15 protein-coding genes are annotated in these 18,193 nt (G+C 73.9%); 5 read left to right on the plus strand and 10 right to left on the minus strand.

The genetic code is table 11. From position 1 onward, the window contains the following. Nucleotides 1-22 precede the first annotated feature (22 nt). Nucleotides 23-850, minus strand: coding sequence for a sugar phosphate nucleotidyltransferase (locus PSED_RS09465; protein WP_013674025.1), 828 nt, complete (start codon nt 848-850; stop codon nt 23-25). A 275-nt stretch (nt 851-1,125) separates the two neighbouring features. Between PSED_RS09465 and ctaJ the strand changes: the two genes are divergently transcribed. The 3 genes from ctaJ to PSED_RS09480 all read left to right on the plus strand — a co-directional run bounded on the left by ctaJ (nt 1,126) and on the right by PSED_RS09480 (nt 3,560). Next, entirely contained in the window at nt 1,126-1,365 is a 240-nt protein-coding gene (gene ctaJ, locus PSED_RS09470) for an aa3-type cytochrome oxidase subunit CtaJ (protein ID WP_013674026.1), read from the plus strand. After that, nucleotides 1,352-1,885, plus strand: coding sequence for a DUF5130 family protein (locus PSED_RS09475; RefSeq protein WP_013674027.1), 534 nt, complete (start codon nt 1,352-1,354; stop codon nt 1,883-1,885). Before ctaJ ends, PSED_RS09475 begins: the two co-directional genes overlap by 14 nt. 103 nt (nt 1,886-1,988) lie before the next feature. After that, entirely contained in the window at nt 1,989-3,560 is a 1,572-nt protein-coding gene (locus PSED_RS09480; protein WP_013674028.1) for a sensor histidine kinase, read from the plus strand. A gap of 473 nt (nt 3,561-4,033) precedes the next feature. On the opposite strand, the gene PSED_RS09485 is transcribed toward PSED_RS09480, so the two are convergent. The 5 genes from PSED_RS09485 to PSED_RS09505 all read right to left on the minus strand — a co-directional run bounded on the left by PSED_RS09485 (nt 4,034) and on the right by PSED_RS09505 (nt 11,160). Beyond that, complete coding sequence (locus PSED_RS09485) at nt 4,034-4,918, minus strand: IS5 family transposase (protein ID WP_013674029.1); 885 nt, start codon at nt 4,916-4,918, stop codon at nt 4,034-4,036. A 77-nt stretch (nt 4,919-4,995) separates the two neighbouring features. After that, entirely contained in the window at nt 4,996-7,377 is a 2,382-nt protein-coding gene (locus PSED_RS09490; RefSeq protein ID WP_013674030.1) for a right-handed parallel beta-helix repeat-containing protein, read from the minus strand. A 226-nt stretch (nt 7,378-7,603) separates the two neighbouring features. Next, complete coding sequence (locus tag PSED_RS09495) at nt 7,604-8,836, minus strand: ATP-grasp domain-containing protein (RefSeq protein ID WP_013674031.1); 1,233 nt, start codon at nt 8,834-8,836, stop codon at nt 7,604-7,606. Nucleotides 8,837-8,961: 125 nt separating this feature from the next. Beyond that, nucleotides 8,962-9,654, minus strand: coding sequence for a response regulator transcription factor (locus PSED_RS09500; protein WP_013674032.1), 693 nt, complete (start codon nt 9,652-9,654; stop codon nt 8,962-8,964). A gap of 120 nt (nt 9,655-9,774) precedes the next feature. After that, nucleotides 9,775-11,160 carry a sensor histidine kinase gene (locus PSED_RS09505; RefSeq protein WP_233899371.1) on the minus strand — a complete coding sequence of 462 codons (1,386 nt, stop codon included), beginning with the start codon at nt 11,158-11,160 and terminating at the stop codon, nt 9,775-9,777. 89 nt (nt 11,161-11,249) lie between these two features. On the opposite strand from PSED_RS09505, the gene PSED_RS09510 reads away from it, so the two are divergent. Next, nucleotides 11,250-12,311, plus strand: a complete 1,062-nt coding sequence (locus tag PSED_RS09510) for a GNAT family N-acetyltransferase (protein ID WP_013674034.1) — start codon at nt 11,250-11,252, stop codon at nt 12,309-12,311. A 136-nt stretch (nt 12,312-12,447) separates the two neighbouring features. On the opposite strand, the gene PSED_RS09515 is transcribed toward PSED_RS09510, so the two are convergent. The 3 genes from PSED_RS09515 to PSED_RS09525 all read right to left on the minus strand — a co-directional run bounded on the left by PSED_RS09515 (nt 12,448) and on the right by PSED_RS09525 (nt 15,502). Beyond that, nucleotides 12,448-13,434: a polysaccharide deacetylase family protein gene (locus tag PSED_RS09515; protein ID WP_013674035.1), complete on the minus strand. Its 987-nt coding sequence runs from the start codon at nt 13,432-13,434 to the stop codon at nt 12,448-12,450. A gap of 81 nt (nt 13,435-13,515) precedes the next feature. Further along, nucleotides 13,516-14,283: a polysaccharide deacetylase family protein gene (locus PSED_RS09520; protein ID WP_013674036.1), complete on the minus strand. Its 768-nt coding sequence runs from the start codon at nt 14,281-14,283 to the stop codon at nt 13,516-13,518. Between the two features lie 43 nt (nt 14,284-14,326). After that, entirely contained in the window at nt 14,327-15,502 is a 1,176-nt protein-coding gene (locus PSED_RS09525; RefSeq protein WP_013674037.1) for a glycosyltransferase family 4 protein, read from the minus strand. A gap of 255 nt (nt 15,503-15,757) precedes the next feature. Between PSED_RS09525 and PSED_RS09530 the strand changes: the two genes are divergently transcribed. Then, entirely contained in the window at nt 15,758-17,002 is a 1,245-nt protein-coding gene (locus PSED_RS09530; RefSeq protein ID WP_143770409.1) for a carboxylate--amine ligase, read from the plus strand. 55 nt (nt 17,003-17,057) lie between these two features. Here the strand turns inward: PSED_RS09530 and PSED_RS09535 are convergent, their stop codons facing one another. After that, nucleotides 17,058-18,170 (minus strand): hypothetical protein, encoded by a 1,113-nt coding sequence (locus PSED_RS09535; RefSeq protein WP_041759461.1) that lies wholly within the window; start codon nt 18,168-18,170, stop codon nt 17,058-17,060. Nucleotides 18,171-18,193 lie beyond the last annotated feature (23 nt).

Raw genomic sequence — 18,193 nt, forward strand, 5'->3', positions numbered from 1 at the left:
GCCGGGCAGGGTCTGCGGCGGCTCAGTGCTCGGCGGCACCCAGCGCGGCGATGGTGGCCTGGAGCGGGTCGCGCTGCGGGCCGGCCTGCCAGACCATCCACGGGCTCTTCCCCGCGCGGTACGCGGCCTCCAGCGCGGTCCGCTCCTTGACGGTGTCGGCGGGGTGCCAGAAGCCGTGGTGGCGGTAGGCGAGCATCCGGCCCTCGGCGGCCAGCGCGGTGCAGGCGTCGGCGACGAGGTCCCCGTCCTTCGGGACGTAGTCGAAGACCTCGGGACGCAGCACGAAGTAACCGCCGTTGAGCCAGACGGGCATGTCCTGCAGCGTCTTGATGCCGGTGAGCATGCCGTCGTCGTCGACCTCGACACAGTGGAAGGCGGTCTGCGGGGGCACTGCCGCCAGCGCCGCGACCGCCTCGCTCGCCTTGAACGTGTCGATCATGTCGTTGAGCGGCAGGTCGGTCAGGACGTCGGCGTAGTTCGCGAGGAACATCTCCTCGTCCTGGACGTGTTCGCGGACCCGGCGCAGGCGCTCGCCGATCGACGAGTCCAGCCCGGTGTGGACGAACGTGATGTTCCAGTCCTGGATGTCCGAGCCGAGCAGTTCGACACGACCGCCCGCGAGGACGAAGTCGTTCGACGCGGTCTCGGAGTAGTTGAGGAAATAGTCCTTGATGTGGTGCGCCCCGTATCCGAGGCACAGGACGAAGTCCTTGTGGCCGAAGTGGGCGTAGTAGCGCATGACGTGCCAGATCAGCGGCCGTGGCCCGACGGTCGTCATCGGCTTCGGAATATCCGACTGGCCGTCGCGCATGCGCATTCCGTAACCGCCGCAGAACAGGACTACCTTCATGTCGATCCCTTCTGGGCTAGTGGCTCGCGAGAATGCTCGCTCTCCGTGGTCTCCGCGTTAACCGCTGCGCCGAACGTGGATGCGTCCGCCGGAATCCGTGCCGACGCCTGGCGCCGTCCGTGACGGGTCGCGTCCGGTCGCGGGCAGGCCGGCCCGGCCGGGAGCGCGGGCACCGCGACGTCCACCCGCGCAGGGGATGTGGCCGCGGCGGTGCGGCGTGTGATTGCGGGCGGCCCGTGACCTGGGGCGAGCGCGCGTGCACTACCGTCACACCCATGAGCGTGTGGGAGACGATCGGCATCTACGTGCTGATCCCCGCCGCCGTCTTCGGGGCCTTCTATGCGCTGATCGTCGGGCGCGGGCGGGCCAGGCGGCCGCGGTATCGCGTGGGACAGCCGTGGGACCACGAGCCCCTGTTCTGGTCGGCGAACCCGGCGGGTACCGGCCAATCGGCCGGCTCCACCGACGACCCGACCGCGACGGCCGGACGAGGAGGAGCTCGTGGCAGCTGGTGAGCACGGGCACGACGGCCACGGTGCCGTCGCGGTCCCGAAGCAGGAGGACCTGCCGACCGGCGCGGTCGTGACGGCGTCGGGCCGGGTGTCGGCGGCGGAGTTCTACTCCGAGAACGAGCCCGAGACCGGACCGTTCACCCCGCAGCAGCTGACGCGGATCGACGAGGCGATGATGCTCGCCAGCCGCTCGTCGGGGCTGCGCTTCACCGTCTACATCGGCGACCTGGGGGAGAACCCCGAGGCCAGGACGGGTGAGCTGCACGCCGGTATCGCCGGTGCCGCGGAGGCCGTGCTGATCGCGGTGAGCCCCGGTCAGCGGTTCGTCGAGGTCCTGACGGGCCACGAGGCCCGCAAGCGGCTCCCCGACCGCAGCTCCAAGCTCGCGGTCATGAGCATGGTGGCGTCGTTCCGCGAGGGCGACCTCGTCGGCGGCCTGCTGAGCGGGCTGCGGATGCTGGCCGACCAGGCCGGTCGGGTCCCCGTCCACCGCGGACCGATCCGCGAGACGGTCATCGCCTGACGCGCGGTCCGGATCATCCGGCGGTGTCGGCGGATGCGAACCGTTAGCATGGGCCTCGCCATGTGACCCCGATCACCCCGGGTGGGGGGTGTGGAGGCGTGAGGTGCCCAGCGCAGCTCGGTTCCCCGCGCGGCTGGCGATCGACGTGCTGGTCGTGGCGGTGCTGTGCGTCGCGGTCGGCGTGCTCGCCGCTCGCGGCCTGCTCACCGGGCCCGTCGCGAAGGCGGACCCGGCGCTGGCGACCGTCACGCTGACCGTCATCGCGGCGACGCTCGGCGCCGCGGCCGCCATCCTGGCCGTCGTCGCGGGGCGGCTGCTCGAGGACCTGCGCATGGCCTGGCTCGCTCCGGCGCTCGTCCTGTACTGCGTCGTCGTGCTGCCGTGGTCGGCGGCGTCGCCGGCCGGCACGACCGACGTCCCGCACCGGCTCGCGCGCCTCGTCGCCTACGCGACGGCGCTGATCCTGCTCGTCGTCTCCATCCGGCCGCCGGCCCGGGCGGGCTGGTGGGGCGGCTGGGTCGTCGCCGCGCTGGGCGCGATCGCGACCGTCGCCGCCCTCACCGTCCCGGGGACCGAGGCGGTGCGGGTCGTCGTCGACGGGTCGATCCCGACGCTCGTCGTGCTCGCGGGCTGGGTCGCGGTCGCGGCCGGGTTCGTCGTCGACGCGCTGCACCGGCGGAGCCAGCCGCGCGCGCGGCTGGGCATCGGGCTGGTCGTCATCGCCGCGGCGCAGCTCTACCGGCTCCTCGCCGGGAGCACGCACCCGATGGCGGGCCTCGCGTTCGGCGCGCTGCGGATGATCGGGCTCGCGATCGTGCTGCTGGGGCTCGCCCAGCTCACGACGGCCGCGCTGAACACCGTGCACCGTCGCGAACAGATGCAGCGTGACGAGCTCGAGACCGCCGCGCGGCACATGGAACGCGCCGCCGAGCACGCCGCCGAGCGCGACCACGAGCTGCGCAACGGCCTGGCCGGGCTCGCCGGCATCACCCACCTGCTGGGTGCCGAGGCCACGGGGGAGGGGCACGACCGGCTCAAGCTCGCGGTCCTCTCCGAGCTCGGCCGGCTGCACCGGATCCTCGACGGCGAGGAGCTCGCCGCCGACGGGAGCTACACCGTCGAACCCGTGCTCGCCAACCTGGTCACGCTGCGCGCCGGGACGGTCGGCGCCGGCGTGACGACGCTCGACGTCGAGCCGGGGCTGCGGGTCCAGGGCGACTCGGCGGTGCTGTCGCAGGTCGTCACCAACCTGCTGGCCAACTGCGACCGGCACGCCCCGGCCGCGCCGGTCACGGTGACCGCGCGGCGCGACGGCGCGACGGTCGTCGTCGAGGTACGCGACGAGGGGCCGGGGCTACCTCCGCTCGACACCGAGCTGCTCTTCCGCCGGGGGGTGCGTGACGACGGCGCCGGCGGCACCGGGTTGGGCCTGCACATCAGCAGGCGGCTCGCCGAGCACGACGGCGGCAGCCTGACCCTCACCACCGCGACGGCGCCGACCGGCACGATCGCCCGGCTGCGGCTGGGAGCGGCCTCGCCGCCGAGCCTGCGCCGGGGCGGCGACGCGGACCGGGTCGCCGAGGAGACCCCCGACCGCGCACCGTCCCAGGGCGCCCAGACGTCGGCCTTCCGGATGCGCCCGGTCCGCCGCGGCTACGAGTCGGGCCCGGCCTGACGCGCCGGACCCGGCCGGGTCGTGGCCGTATCGGCGCCGTAGCCCGGCGACGGAGCGTCGGGGCCGTCGGCGCCGGTGAGCCGTCGCCGCAGGTCATGACCTCAGCGGCCGCCGACCCGACCCGTACCGGGTCCGCTCGCGACAGGGGGCGGCGGGCGACCGGGACGGCCCGACGGATCTCACGCGACCAGGCCTCAGCAACCGGGGCGCGATACGACCGGGGCGGCAGGCGACCGGGTCCGGCCCGGCGGGCCCGCTAAGACCAGGCCGCGGCCGACGGGGGAATGCGACCGGGGCGGCACCCGACGGGCTCAGCCGATGGGCCCGACACGACCGGGGTCTCCGCCCACCAGGTCCCGAGCCGACCGGTCCACGGCCGACCCGGCCGCGCCCGACAGGGGTCCGCGACCGGAGGCACGGGGCCGGGGTCGCGTCCGACCGGCGCCTCAGAGAGTGTTGTAGAACCTCGGTGGTCAGTCTTTGAGGTCTTCTGCTAGTCGGCGGGCGGCTTCCTTCTCAATGTCACTGCGGGGAGCGGGGAGTTCCTCACCGGCGAGGCGGGCGGCCATCAGCCGGATCATCGCGAACTTGATCATCGCCTCGGCGTGGGCGGTCTTGCGTTCGTAGTCCCGGGCCAACCGTCTACACCTCGTCAACCAGCCGAAGGTTCTCTCGACCACCCACCGGCGGGGCAGCACCTGGAACCCTTTCACGTCGGCGTTACGCGGCACCGCGACCACCTCCAGCCCCTCACTGCGCCGGGCCCAACCGACCAGGCCCGCGTCCACCGAGTTGACGTAACCGCCGTCGACCCACACCAACCCGAGCAGCGGGAACCGGCCGCGGGCACCGGTGAGCATCAACCGGGCCCCGGCCCGGTCCTGCACCGACGCCGAGTGCACCACCACGTGCAGCACCAGGCCCAGGGTGTCGACCAGCAGGTGGCGCTTGCGGCCCCGGACGCGTTTACCGGCGTCGTAGCCGATCTGTTCACCGCCCTCGCTGGACCTCGCCGACTGGGAGTCCAGCACCGCCGCCGAGGGCTGCGGGTCACGCCCGTCGGCGATGCGGACCCGCTCACGCAGCACCTCGTGGACCCGGTCCCAGGTGCCGTCGCGGGTCCAGGCCCGAAACCACTGGTAGGCGATGCTCCACGGGGCCAGATCGTGCGGGACCAGCCGCCAGGCGCACCCGCTGACCAGCACATAAGAGATCGTGTCGATGATCAACCGGCGGGAGTGCACGTACGGGCGTCCGCCCAACACCGCCGCCGGGCGGGGCAGCAACGGCTCGATCAACACCCACTGGGCGTCGGTCACCGAGGAGTCATACGCCGGTTTGCAGGTACAGACACACACCCGACCGGATGATCAACAGGTCCGGGCGACTACTACGGCCGCCACGCCGAGTGATCACCAGGTTTCACAACACTCTCTCAGCCGACCGGTGCGCCGCCCGCGCTGGGCAGAACGGGGGCCAGGACCGCGGGCGGGTCCGTTCTCGGCGCCCCTGAGGCGGGTGCCACCGGCGGGACCGGCGGCGCGGTCGTCGTCGGCGTACCGCCGGCCGCCGGGAGTGCGGCCGGGTCGGACGGCGCCGGGGGCGCGAGGGCTCCGGCCGAGGCAGGCGGATCCGCGGGGGCCGCGGCCGGGGGCACGACCTGCAGCTCGTAGGCGCCGAGGTCGAAGCCCGCTCCGCTGGGGCGTGGTGCACCGGTGATGTCGGTGGCAGGCGCGCCCTGGGCGGACCCGGCGTCGACGCCCGCGGAGCCCGGCGCCAGCCGCAGGTCACCCGCGGCGGCGTTGACGAACCGCAGTACGCCGGTCACGACGTTCGCCCCGAGGGACGTCCCCGAGAACAGGTTGTGGTCGGCGGTGAAGGCGGCCGCGCTCCCGCCGACGTCCTGCGGGTTGCCGCTGAAGATGTTGTTGCGCAACACGTTCGTGCCCTGGAACTGGCCGGCCGAGATGGTGATGCCCGCCTTCTTGTTGTCCACGATGGTGTTGTTGACGATCGAGATGTCGCTGAACGTGCCGCTCGACTCGGTCCAGAAGCTGATGCCGCCACCGGCGTTGCCCGTGAGCACGTTGTTGTAGATCTGCACGTCGTAGGTCTTGCGTGTCTTCGAGTAGTTCTCGACGGCGAGCGCGATGCCCGCCTTCGAGCTCTCCTTCGCGCCGGAGGACACGTTGTCGAAGACCTGGATCGCGTGGGCGGAGTCGACGTAGATGTTGGGCCCGCGGTTGTTCTCCACACGGTTGCCGTGCACGGTGCCGTTGCGGGTCTCGTACTTCGTGTCGATGCCCTCCTCCCCGTTGTCGTGCACGTGGTTCCCGGCGATCTCGAAGCCGTCGACGTTCTCCAGGCTCACGCCCTCCATGTCGGCGCTCGTCCCCTTGGCGTTGTTGCCGTGGACGTCGCAGCCGAGGATCCGGATGTCGGCGGAGTCGATGAAGACCGCGCCGCCGTCCTGCGAGTCGGCGACCTCGCAGTCCTGCAGCACGATGCCGGTCGCGTTGGTGGCGTAGACGCCGAACCGGCTCGACCGGGACACGCCGATCCCGACGACGTGGACGTAGGAGCGTCCGCTCAGGTCGAGGCGGCCGTTGCCCGTGCCGCCGCTGGTCAGCGTGACGGCGCCGCCGTCGGCCTTGAAGGTGATCGGGGCGTCCTTGGTCCCGCTGACGGGGATCTGCAGGCCGGCGTAGCTGCCGGGCGCGATCAGGACGGTGTCGCCGGGCTTCGCGGCCGCGGCGGCCTCGGCGATCGTCCGGTATCGGCCCGATCCGTCGGCGGCGACGCGGAGGGTGGTGCCGGTCGCGACGGGGACGACAGGCGCCGTGACCGGCGGCGCGGTGTCCGCAGGCGTCGTGACGGGGGGAGTCGTGACGGGGGGAGTCGTCGCTGGGGGAGTCGTCGCTGGGGGAGTCGTCGCCGGGGGCGCCGTGGTCGGAGGCGTGGTGACGGCAGGGGGCGTGGTGACGGCCGGAGGCGCGGTCGTCGGGTTCACCTCGACGGGGTCGACCGCCGTGGGCTCGTTCGGTGCGGGCCCGGGGGTTGCGGGAGCGGCCGCGGTGGTCGGCGCAGGGGCGTTTGTCGTCGGCGCAGGGGCGGTGGTCGTCGGCACCGCCGGCGCCGTGGTGGTCGCTGTGGGCGGGGTCGTGGTCGTCGGGACGGCAGGGTTCGTCGAGGTCGCTGCCTCGGCCGGCGCGAGCTCGGCGGGAGCGGTGGGCGGGGTGATCCCGGCCGGGGCGTGCGCGGGGGCCTGCGCCACGTGCGCGGGCGCGTCGGTCGGGGCGGGTTGCGTCGAGGGCAACGGGTCCGCGGGCGCGGTGGGCGGGGCCAGGGGCGTCGCGGGAATCAGGGGGGTCGACGGAACCAGGGGCGTGGCCGGGCTCGCCGGCGACTGCGGGAGCAGCGGTGTCGGCGGGCTCGGCGGGGCCGGGGGGACCAGTGGCGCGGCGGGCCGGTCGGCCGCCTGGAGCTCGACGTGCGGCTTCACCGGTGCCGCGGGCCTGGCGGGCGCGACCGGCCGGACGGGCACCACGGGCACGACCGGCGCCTGGGTGACGGCCGCCCCCGCGCCGCCCGCGTCGACGCCGGCGCCGGCGTCCGCGGCGGCCGGTGGGCCGGCCGGGTCGACCGCGGCGGGACCGGAAGCGGCGCTGTCCGGGGCGGACCTGACGTCGTCACCCGGAGGAGGGGGGCCCTGCACCGCGGCCACGGTCAGGACGACGGCGACGAAGACGGCCACCAGGCCGACGAGGACGGCTCCGACGGCCCGGGCGGGGCGCCGTGATGGTCGCGGTGCGTACATGTCGTCCCTGGCCGATCTCTCCGAAGGGTGGCGATGACGTCGGAAAGCTAGCCAGCTCCGTCACGACACGCGCTGATCGTCAGAGAAAGATCACCATAAGGGTGAACGGATGGACCGCAGTGCACCCAGTTGTGTTATGAGGCCAGTGTGACTGATGTGGTCCTGCGGAGATCACGCTCGGTCACGAGCGTGCGGGACGAGGGACGTGCCACCGGGTCGTGCCGAGCTATCGGTTGCGCCGGGTCACCAGGCGGACGGCCTTGCCGACGACACCGGCGATCGGCGCGGGGTCGGACGCGGAGAACACGGCGTGCGCCGTCCGGGCCCGGGGCAGCAGGCCGCGCACCGCCGCCGCGCGCTCACCCGAGCGGAACGCGGCCCACAGCGCCCGGACGTCCTCCTCGGACCGGAACCGCACGCCGCGCTCGTACTCGTCGACCTGCGGGGCCTCGCCGAGCAGCAGCGCCGTCCAGATCGCAGGCAGGTTCGCGCCGGCGTGCACGGCCAGCCCGAGCGAGTGATAGGCGCGAGGGTTGACGTCGATCAGGTAGAAGTGCCCGTCGGACTCGATGAGCTGCAGGTTGAACAGCCCGCTCCAGCCGAGCTCGCGGATCAGCGCGTGGGCGGCGTCGTCGAGGGCGCGGTCGCGCTCCACCGTCTCGGCCCAGGTCACGACACCGCAGTCCGCTGGCCAGGTGCGCTCGGCGGCCTTGTGCACCGTCGTGACGACCCGGCCCTGCCAGGCGACCCCGTTGACGGTCCGCAGCCTGCCCGTGACGTAGGGCTGGACGAGTCCCTCGCCGCCGGGCAGCGCGGCGAGTGTGTCGGCGAGCTCCGCGGCGTCGGCGACCCGGACGACCTCGAAGCGCTCGAGCTTGCCGTCGCTGACCAGCTCCGACCGCACCGGCTTGACGACGGCGGGGAAGGTGACGTCGGTGGCCGCGACCTGCGAGACGTGCAGTCGCGTCGTGCGCGGGGTCTCGAACCCGGCCTTCGCGGCCAGTGCGGCGAGTCCGTCCTTGTCCAGTGCAGCGACGGTGTCGGCGACGTCGGGGGCTCCGACCGCGACCTCCGGGCCGAACATCGCGCGGTGGGTGCCCAGCGCGATCAGCGCGGCCTCGGTCCCGGGCAGCACCGCCGCGGCGTCGATGCGTGCCGCGGCGAGGGCGAGGTCGTGGGCGAACCGCTCGGGCTCGAGGCGCGCGTCGGCGACCGTGACCACCCCGCGAGCGGCCCGCGACCGCGCCCCGTACGACGCGGCGTCCTCCGTCGCGGCCCACGGCTCGTAGCCCGCCGCGGCCAGCGCGCGCAGCACCGCCAGGCCACCCGCGTGCTCGACGCCGGTCACGAGCACCCGGTACGGCCGCCGCCGGGAGGGCCGGCTCGTCGCCCGCCGCGCCGACGCGGAGCCGGTCGCGGGGGTGGTGTTCGTGGCGGACACGGGGAGCGTCGCGGTCATGACTCGAGTCTCGGCCCCCGACGGTTAGCGGCCGGCAAATCGAGGCCCTCCGCTCGGCAAGGGTTTGACCCGCCCGGTACGTCCCGTCCGTCCGATATGGAGTGCGGGACGTACCGCCGAACGGCTCAGTCCTCCTCGAGGCGGTACCCGAACCCGCGCAACGTCGCGATCCGGGGGATCCGCACCGAGTCGGGCACCGCGACCGACTCGAGCTTGCGACGCAGGGCCGCCACGTGCACGTCGAGCGTCTTGGTCGAGCCGAACCAGTTGGTGTCCCACACGTCGGCCATCAGCTGCGCGCGGCTCAGCGCGACGCCCGGCTCGGCGGCGAGCCGCGCCAGCAGGTCGAACTCCTTGGTGCGCAACGTGATCTCCTCGCCGCCCACGGTCACCCGGCGGCGCCCGGCGTCGACGACGAGATCGCCGATCACCTGCGACTCGTCGGACCCCGCGGTGGCCACGCGGCGCAGGTGCGCGCGGATGCGGGCCAGCAGCTCGCCCAGCCGGATCGGCTTGACCAGGTAGTCGTCCGCGCCCGCCTCGAGCCCGACGACGACGTCCATCTCCTCGTGCCGTGCGGTCAGCATGACGATCACGCAGCCCGGCTGGACGGCCCGGACCCGGCGGCAGACGTCGATGCCGTCGATGTCGGGCAGGCCGAGGTCGAGCAGCACGAGGTCGACCGGGGCGGTCGTCGCGAAGTCGATCGCGGCGCGGCCCTCGGCGTGCCAGGTGACGTCGTGACCCGACGACGCGAGGCTCGCCTGCAGCACGTTCCCGATCGTCGCGTCGTCCTCGACGAGCAGCAGTTGGGCCACGTCGCCAGCCTAAGGGCACCCGACGGACCACTGGCCGCGGGCCCGGCACCCGGACGCCGCCGGTGACGACGCCGTCGCCCGTCCGGGCGCCGCGACGGCGGCGCGGAACCGTGCGCGGGTCTACGGCCGGGACAGCGGCGCCCCGTGCGGGGACTCCTCGGACGTGGCGGCCGGTTCGGCCGGGTCGCCGGCCCGCGCCCCGGCGGGCAGGAACACCGTGAGCGTCGTCGGGTCGGACCCGGTGAGCTGCAGCCGGCCGCCCTCGGCCTCGACCAGCCTGCGCGCCAACGCGAGCCCGATACCGTGGCCCTCCGCGTCGGGCTCGCGGCGCTCGAACAGGTCGGGCCCCGCGGGCAGGCTGCCCTCGTCGGACACGTCGATCGCGACGGCCTCGCCGATGTCGCGCACGCCGACCGTGACCGCCCCCGCGCCGTGCTCGACGGCGTTGCCCAGCAGCACCGTGAAGACCTGCCGGATCGCCGCGGTGGACGCCTCCGTCGGCGGCAGCCCGGGCTCGACGGCGAAACGCAGCTCGCGCTGCTGGTCGCCCAGCCGCGGACCCCACACCTGCGACACCTCGGTGAGCAGCGCGGGCAGGTCGAGCACGCCGCGCTGGCGGGTGCCGCGGGCCAGTGCCAGCAGGTCGGAGATCGTGCGCTCCAGCCGGTCGACCTCGGCGAGGCTGGCCCGGATGGCCGCGGTGTGGTCGCTGCCGGGGGTGCGCAGGGCCGCCTCCAGCCGCAGCTGCAGGCCGGTGAGCGGGGTGCGCAGCTGGTGGGAGGCCTCCGCCGAGAAGGCCCGCTCGCGGGCGATCAGCGAGTCGAGACGGGCCGCGGTGGCGTTGAGCGCGGCGCGGACCTCGTCGACCTCCGGGATCCCGACGGTGCGTTCCTCGACGCTGAAGTCGCCGTCGCCCAGCCGCTCCGCGGCGCGCGCGAGGTCCTCGACCGGCTCGGCCAGCCGGCGCGACTGGTAGCGGGCCAGCGCCCACGTCGCGATCAGCGCCACCACGGCCAGCCCGAACATCTCGACCCAGCGCGTGGCGATCCGCGAGGCGGCGTCGCCGCCGGGGGTGGCCGCCCGGACGACACCGACCACGTCGCCGTCGTCGATGATCGGGACCGTGACGACGAGGTCGCCGTCGACGTCGCCCTCGTGGACCTCACCGGTGTCGACCGTCGCGCCGACCAGCCACTCGCCCTTCGGTGGTCCGTCGCCGACCTGCCGGGCCCCGTCGGGGCCGTAGAGCGCGACGCCGGTGTCCTCGTCGCCGGCGTTGAGCAGGCGGACGGCCGGGACCTCGTGGTCGCGGACGTCGTCGGAGATCCGGTCGACGACGGTGTGCGCGCGGCTCTCCAGCTCGGCGTACTCGATGCGGGTGTAGAACCGCTGCGCGACGATTGCCAGCGGAAGCACGAACAGCAGGATCGCCACCGACGAGGCGGCCACGGTCAGCAGCACGATCCGCTTGCGCACCGGCCGTCCCTCCTCCCGACGTCCCGTCATCGCGTCGGGGTCCGGGCGCCATCATGCCCGCGTGCCCGGCGTGCGAGACTCGCAGCACCCCCGTGACGTCGAGTCGAGGAGTCCTTCACGTGCGGTTCTCCACGGTCCATCCGCGCGACCTGGACCGCGGCGACCTCGATCGGATGCGCGCCGTCCGTGCGGCACAGCCGTCGCCGCGCAACCCGTTCCTCGCGCCGGAGTTCGCGCTCGCGGTCGGTGCGGTCCGTCCGCAGACGCGTGTGACGATCATCGAGGACGGGTCCTCGACGGCCGGGTTCTTCGCCCACGAACGGCACGGCCGAACCGCGCGGCCCGTCGGGTGGCAGCTGGCCGACTCCGAGGGGCCGGTGCTCGCGCCGGGCGCCCGGGTCGACATGGCCGCGCTGCTCGCCCACGAGGGCCTCGCGGGCTGGGACTTCGACTGCCTCGCCGACGGGCTGCTGCCCGCGGGCGCCTACCGGGTCGACGCCGAGCGCTCGCCCGTGCTGGACCTGTCCGCGGGCTGGGACGAGTACCTGGCCGTGATCTCGGCGCGGTCGAAGAAGTGGCTCTCCTCGACGTGGCGCAAGCAGCGCAAGCTCGAGCGCGAGGTCGGTCCGGTCCGGTTCGAGCTGCACAGCGCCGATCCGACGGTGCTGTCGTCGCTGATGGCGTGGAAGTCCGGGCAGTACGCCGCCCTCGGGGAGTGGGACCGCTTCGCGGACACGCGGATCGTCGCGCTCGCGGAGTCGCTCGCGGCCTCCGAGGCGGCCGAGTGCCACGGCGCGCTCTCCGCGCTATGGGCCGGCGACCGGCTCGTCGCCGCCCACCTGGGGCTGCACTCGGAGTCGGTGCTCTCGTGGTGGTTCCCTGCCTACGACCCCGAGTTCGGCCGGTACTCCCCGGGCATCCTGCTGCTGCTCGCGCTCGCCGAGGCGGCGGCCGCGCGCGGCATCGGTCAGCTCGACCTCGGCCGCGGTGCCCACGACTACAAGGACGCCACCGCCACGGGCGAGCTCGTCGTGCGATCCGGCTCGCTCGACGCCGCGTCGCTGTCCTCGCTGCCGCGGCGAGCCAAGCGCATCGTCCGCGCCGGTCTCGTCCCGCTCGCCCGCAACGACGGCCCCGTGGGCCGGACGCTGCGCTCGGTCCGCTCGGCCGTCCGCGCCTGACGCTGCTCGCCGCCGTGAGGTTGCGCCCGGCGTTCCGGGCGCAACCTCACGGTCCGGGTGAGGCCGATCCGCAGCAGTGAGGTTGCGTCCCGGGCGGGGCGCCGGTGGCGGGGGGAGGACGGCCGGGCGCGACGCGTCAGCTGCGGCAGAGCACGCCGGGCAGGTCGGCCATGACCCGCACCACGGGCGTCGTGTGGTCGGCGTACACCCCGGCGCGCTGGACGTCGAGCATGTCCTCGTGGGCCCGGCCGTTCACCCCGCCGTAGAAGCTGAACGCCCGGCGGATGCCCATGTCGGAGAGCACCTCGCGGGTGGTGTCGTCGAAGCTGGTGCGCGCGCCGACCGGGTAGCTGAACAGGTCGACGGGCTCGGCGAGCTCCTTGCTCAGCCGCTCGACCGAGTCGGCGATCTCGTCGTGCTGACGCTGCTGGGGGAGCGTCGCGAGCACCGGGTGCGAGACCGAGTGGGCGCCGACCTCCATCCCCATCTCGCGCAGGCTCCGGACGTCGTCCCAGCTCATCCAGTGGTCGACCGCGGCGTCCGCGGGCAGCCGGGGTCGGCCGACGACCTCGGCCAGGTCGTCGAGGAACTTCTCGCCCGCCTCGCCCGCGCGGGTCTTGTAGGCGAGGTTGACGCGGCGGCGGAACGCGGTCTGCGTCATCCCGACCGGGTCCAGCCCCCCGGGGAACCACTCCGACGGCGGCAGCGACACCGGGCCGTCGGCCGTCAGCCAGGCGATCTCGTCCCACCATGCGTGGTGAGGTTCGTCGATGAAGCCGGTGCAGATGAAGAAGCTCCCGACGACGCCCTGGGCGGCGAGCACCTCGGCGGCGCCCAGCTGGTCGCGGTAACCGTCGTCGACGGTGATGGCGACCCGGCGGGCGGGCCCGCCCTCGCTCCACTCGGCGCTGCCGGCCGGCACGATCTCGAACCGGTCGGCGAGCTCGGCGACGTGGGTGGCGAAGTCGTCGAGCGTCGCGCTGTAGAGGTCCGGGTCGTCCTGGGCGCCGGGACGGCCGAAGCGGTGGTAGTTGAAGATCAGCAGCCCGCTCCAGGTGCGGCGGGCGAGTGCGTCGAGACGGGTCAGGCGAAGCAGCCGGGCGGCCTGCTCGGTTCGGGACATTCGGCAACGCGTCCTTCCTGTCCGGAAAGTCGCGCCGGTGGTGGTCCGGTGCGCGTGGTGGGCGGCGCCTGAGCTCCCCGGTCAGGCGCCGATGCGGGAACGCAGTGCGCTCGCCGCACCCGTGGCGTGCTGGTAGGCCGACGACGTCCGGACGCGTGCGTACAACCCCGTGTTCTTGACGCGGAACTTCCACATCGGGTTGCCTCGGTAGACACCCGTTCTCGGAACTGCATAGCGTTCGCCCTGCTCAGGCTTGTCCGGCAGCGCCAGGGCGATGTCGTAACCGGCGTGTCGCGCGGCGCGTCGGACGTGCTCGGCGTGGTGGCCGAACGGGTAGGCGAGCGTGGTCACGGCGGTGCCGAGCAGGTCGGACAGCAGCTCGCGGCTCTCGGTGAGATCGGCGAGGCACTCGGCCTCGGAGAGCGTCGGCAGGTCGGCGTGCACCATCGTGTGGCTGCCGATGTGCCAGCCGCGGTCGTGCAGCTCGCGGATCTGGTCGGCCGTCAGCAGTGGCGGCGCGTCGGCGGCGTCGAGGCCGGTGATCCAGTCGACCTGCACGCCCTCGGGCCGCAGCGAGCCGGCGACGATGTACATCGACGCGGTCAGGCCGTGCCGTGACATGATCGGCACTGCATGGTCGACGAAGTCGGCGAAACCGTCGTCGAAGGTCAGGACGGTGGTGCCGGCGGGCGCGTCGCCGTGCGCGGCCACGTGCGCCTGTACCGCGGTCAGGGAGACGACGTCACCCCTGCGGGCCAGCGCCGCGCACTGCGCATCGAAGTCGATCGGCTCGACCGACACCGGGTCGTCCCAGCCGGGAGCGACCGAGTGATAGCACAGGATCGTCACGACCCGACGATTCCACACGGCCCGAGCGCGGCCGGACGGGGCCTCACCGACGGGCCTGCGCGAGCCCGTCGTCGAACTTCTCGGCCACCGCGGTCCACGAGGCGACGTCGGCGAGCCAGCGCGCCCCGGCCAGCCCCATCTTGTGGGCCCGCTCGGCGTCGGTCAGCAGCTCGACCACGGCCGCTGCGAGCGCGGGCGCGTCGTCGGGCGGGACGAGTAGTCCGGTCTCGCCGTCCTGGACGACCGTGGGCAGCTCCCCGACCGAGGTCGCGACGACCGGCCGGTCGAACGTGTACGCCAGGTGCACGACGCCGCTCTGGCTGGCCCGCTTGTAGGGCGTCACGACGACCCGCGCCGCGCCGAAGAGCTCCGGCACCTGCTCGGAGGGGATGTAGCCGGGGTGCGTGCGGACGCCCAGGGCGTCGGCGCGGGCCTGCAGCGCGGGCAGGTCGACGCCGTAGACCGCCCCGGCGACCACGATCTCCGCGTCCGGCACCGCGGCGCGGATCGCGGGCACGGCGTCGAGCAGCACGTCGATGCCCTTGTAGGCGCTCCAGGTGCCGAAGAACAGAACGTTGGGCGCGGTGTCGGCGACGTCGGGGACGGCTGCGTCGCCGCGCAGGGCGTTCTCGTCGCCGTGCGGGATGACGACGACCGGGCAGCCCGGCGCCCATCGCTCCAGCACCCGCCTGCGCGGCTCCTCGCCCAGCACGAACACGACGTCCATCGACGTCCAGGCCTTCGCCAGCGCCGGGTCGAGGACGCGGCCGGTGCGGTCGACCGTCGTGTTCTGCTGGTTGTGCAGCACCGGCTCGTGCGAGATCAGCCCCAACCGGGCCCGCGGCAGCAGCCTGCGCACGGCCAGCACGCCGAGGGCGTCGACCGTGTAGCGCCAGTTCGACCAGATCACGGTGCCCGGCCGGTCGCGCGCGAGGAACCCCAGCAGCACCACCCACGCGACGACGAGCTGACCGGCCCGCAGCACCCGGCGGATCTTGTGCAGCAGCGGGTGGATCGTCTTCGGGTCGGCGGGATGCCACGTCGGCAGCACCGGGCGGACCCGCAGGTTCGGGTGCACCGGCACCAGCTCGGGCCGCGGCCCGGTGTAGAGGTGGACCTCGTGGCCGCGCTCGGCCATCGCCGCGGCGAGCTGCGCGCTGAACTGGTAGAGCCCACCCGCGGGCGGGAACTCGACGAAGGCGACACGTCTGCGGTTCACGGTGGCTCTGCTGCGTCTCTCTGCTGGGGGCCGGGGAACGGACGGCGGCGGCCGGGGCGTACCTCGGACGTGGGTCTACCAGACGGTCGCCGTACGCCACCCGGTGGCCACCCGCTCGGCGGACGGATCGCCGCCGGTGGGACACTGACCTGCTCGTACCGGCAGCCGAGCCGTACGGTTCGCCACGCTGCGTGACCGCTGCCGGGCCTCGACCCCGCCCGGTCGCAGTTGGGCGGGATGGTCGAGAATCGCCGGATGCCGCTCCCCGACCGCGCCGTCGTGCTCGTCGCCGGGGCCGAGTCCCCCACGGGGCTCGGTGTCGCCCGTGCGTTGCGCGGCGAGGGCCTCACCCTCGTCGGTCTGACGAACGACCCGACGGCCTCGCCGTGCCGGTCCGGCCTGTGGCACGAGGTCGTCGACGAGGGTGACGGCTGCCCGCGGGCGTGGGTCGCGGCCGTCCGCGGGATCGTCGAGCGGTACGGGCGGACGGTGCTCATCCCCGTCCGCGACGACGTCGTCGAGCTGGTCGCCGACCACGCCACCGAGCTCGAGCCGCTCGTGGAGTTCGTGCTCCCGCCCAAGGACGTCGTCACCACTCTGCTGGACAAGACCGCGTTCCACGCGTGGGCCGTCGAGCACGGGTTCCCGGTGCCGCACACCGAGATCGTCGAGGACGAGGCGCAGCTCGCCGCCGCGCTGGCGCGCATCCCGTACCCGGCCGTCATCAAGCCGTTCGAACGCACCCCGCAGTGGCAGGTCGTGAGCCCGCGGCACAAGGCCTACCGGCTCGGGTCGGCGGCCGACGTCGCCCGGATCGGGTTCCGGCTCTTCGACGCGGCGCCGCGGTTCGTGCTGCAGCAGTGGATCCCGGGCACCGACAGCGACGTCTGGTTCTGCCTGGTCTACCGCGACCGTGGGGGCCGCGAGGTCGCCTCGCAGGTCGGTCGCAAACTCGTGCAGTGGCCCGTCGGGACGGGGTGCACCGCGCTCGCGACGACGGCGGAGGACGAGGAGCTTCGCGCGCTCACGCACCGGCTGCTCGACGCGGCCGGGCACATCGGGGTCGGTTCGCTGGAGGTCAAGCGCAGCACCGCCGACGGGAAGCTCTACATCACCGAGCCGACCGTCGGGCGGCCCAACCTGCAGTCCAACGTCGCCACCGCCGCGGGTGTCAACCTCACGCTCCTGCAGTACCGCGACGCGCTCGGCCTCGACCTCCCGCAGCTGCCCGACCCGCGGCCCGCGGTCTGGATCCACGAGACGTCGCTGCCGCGGGCGATGGCCGTGTCCGCGGCCCGCGGCGTGCTCGACGTCCGCGCCGTCGTCGGGGGCCTGCGCGGTGCCTCGGGCCGGATGGCGGCGTTCTCGGCGACGGCCGACCGCACCCCGCTCACCAGCGAGCTGCGCCGTCTCGGCGGCCGGGCGGCCTGCGTGGTCTCGGGCGCGCTGCGCCGGCCGGCCCGCCGCGGGTCGGGCGCCCCCGCCACCGCCGAGGGCTGAGCACCCGGGCTCCCCCCGACGAGGACCCGGGCACTCCCCGCGGCCACGCGGGTCCTCACCACCCGTTGCAGCGGTTGCCGACGACCCGCGAGTCGTTCGACGACTGTGGCGGCAGCTTCATGACCTGCAGTCGGTCGGTCGGGATCTTGGTGAGGTCGACCCAGGTGTCGTCGGGCAGCAGTCCGGTGAACGCGCCGGGCGCGCTCTGCGGGTTCTGGGCGTAGACGGTGAAGCCGCCGCTGGTGTCGCCCAGGATCATCCCGTACTTCTGCATCGCCGTGGCGATCGTCAGCTCGTACTTGTTGAGCCCCAGCGACGCCAGGTTCAGCGACGGGTCCAGCCGCACCCGGGCGCCCTCCGGCAGTGCGTTGCCACCGCCGGTCCGGCCGTCGCTCTTGGTGGCCGGCGCGACGGGCCCGCCCGACTTCGTGTTCGGGTAGGCGAAGACCAGCGCGTGGTTGATGACGCCGCGGCGCAGCTCGTCGGCCGTGACCACGCCGGCCGCGGCCGAGAAGCCCGATCCCCGCGAGCCCATGCCGCCGGGGTAGATGCCGTTGCTGTTCGTCGGGATCGCGTTGCCCCACGACGCCGACAGGCCGCTGCCGCCGCCCTTGGCGCCCCAGAAGTCGTACACGCAGCCGGTGGAGCGGTCGACGATGGACAGGTGCGCGTCCTCGGACGGGTCGGGCTTGGCGTTGGGCGGGACCGGGACGTTGCGCAGCACGCTCGCGCCCCAGTTCTCGGTGAGCGGGACGTCGTGGCGCGGGGTCGACGCGTCGGCGTAGTAGATCGGGACGGTCCACTGCTTGAACGACATCAGGAACTTCTCGCTCGCCATCGACGAGACGTAGCCCGACGAGTTCGGGTCGACGGCCGCGCCCGCGGGCAGCAGCTGACCCCACGGGCTGCCGGGGCCTGCGAACAGCGCGGACGTGCCGCCGGACGCCGCCGGGGCGCCGCCGCCACCACCGCCGCCGCGACCGGTCGAGGGGGCCGACGTCGAACGGGGCGTCTTCGTCGTGTTGTCGACGAGTGACCGCGGCAGCTGGCTCGGCGTGCTGTCGGGCGGGTTCTCGACGATCGAGAGGGCGGCCGGGTCCGGCGACGTGACGAGCGGCGCGCCCTCGCCCGAGGGGGAGTTGAGGACGATGGGCAGCAGGGACGCCACCAGAGCCACGAGAGCGGGAACGG

This window comes from Pseudonocardia benzenivorans CB1190 (genome assembly GCF_000196675.2).
GTDB classification, from domain to species: Bacteria; Actinomycetota; Actinomycetes; order Mycobacteriales; family Pseudonocardiaceae; genus Pseudonocardia; species Pseudonocardia benzenivorans.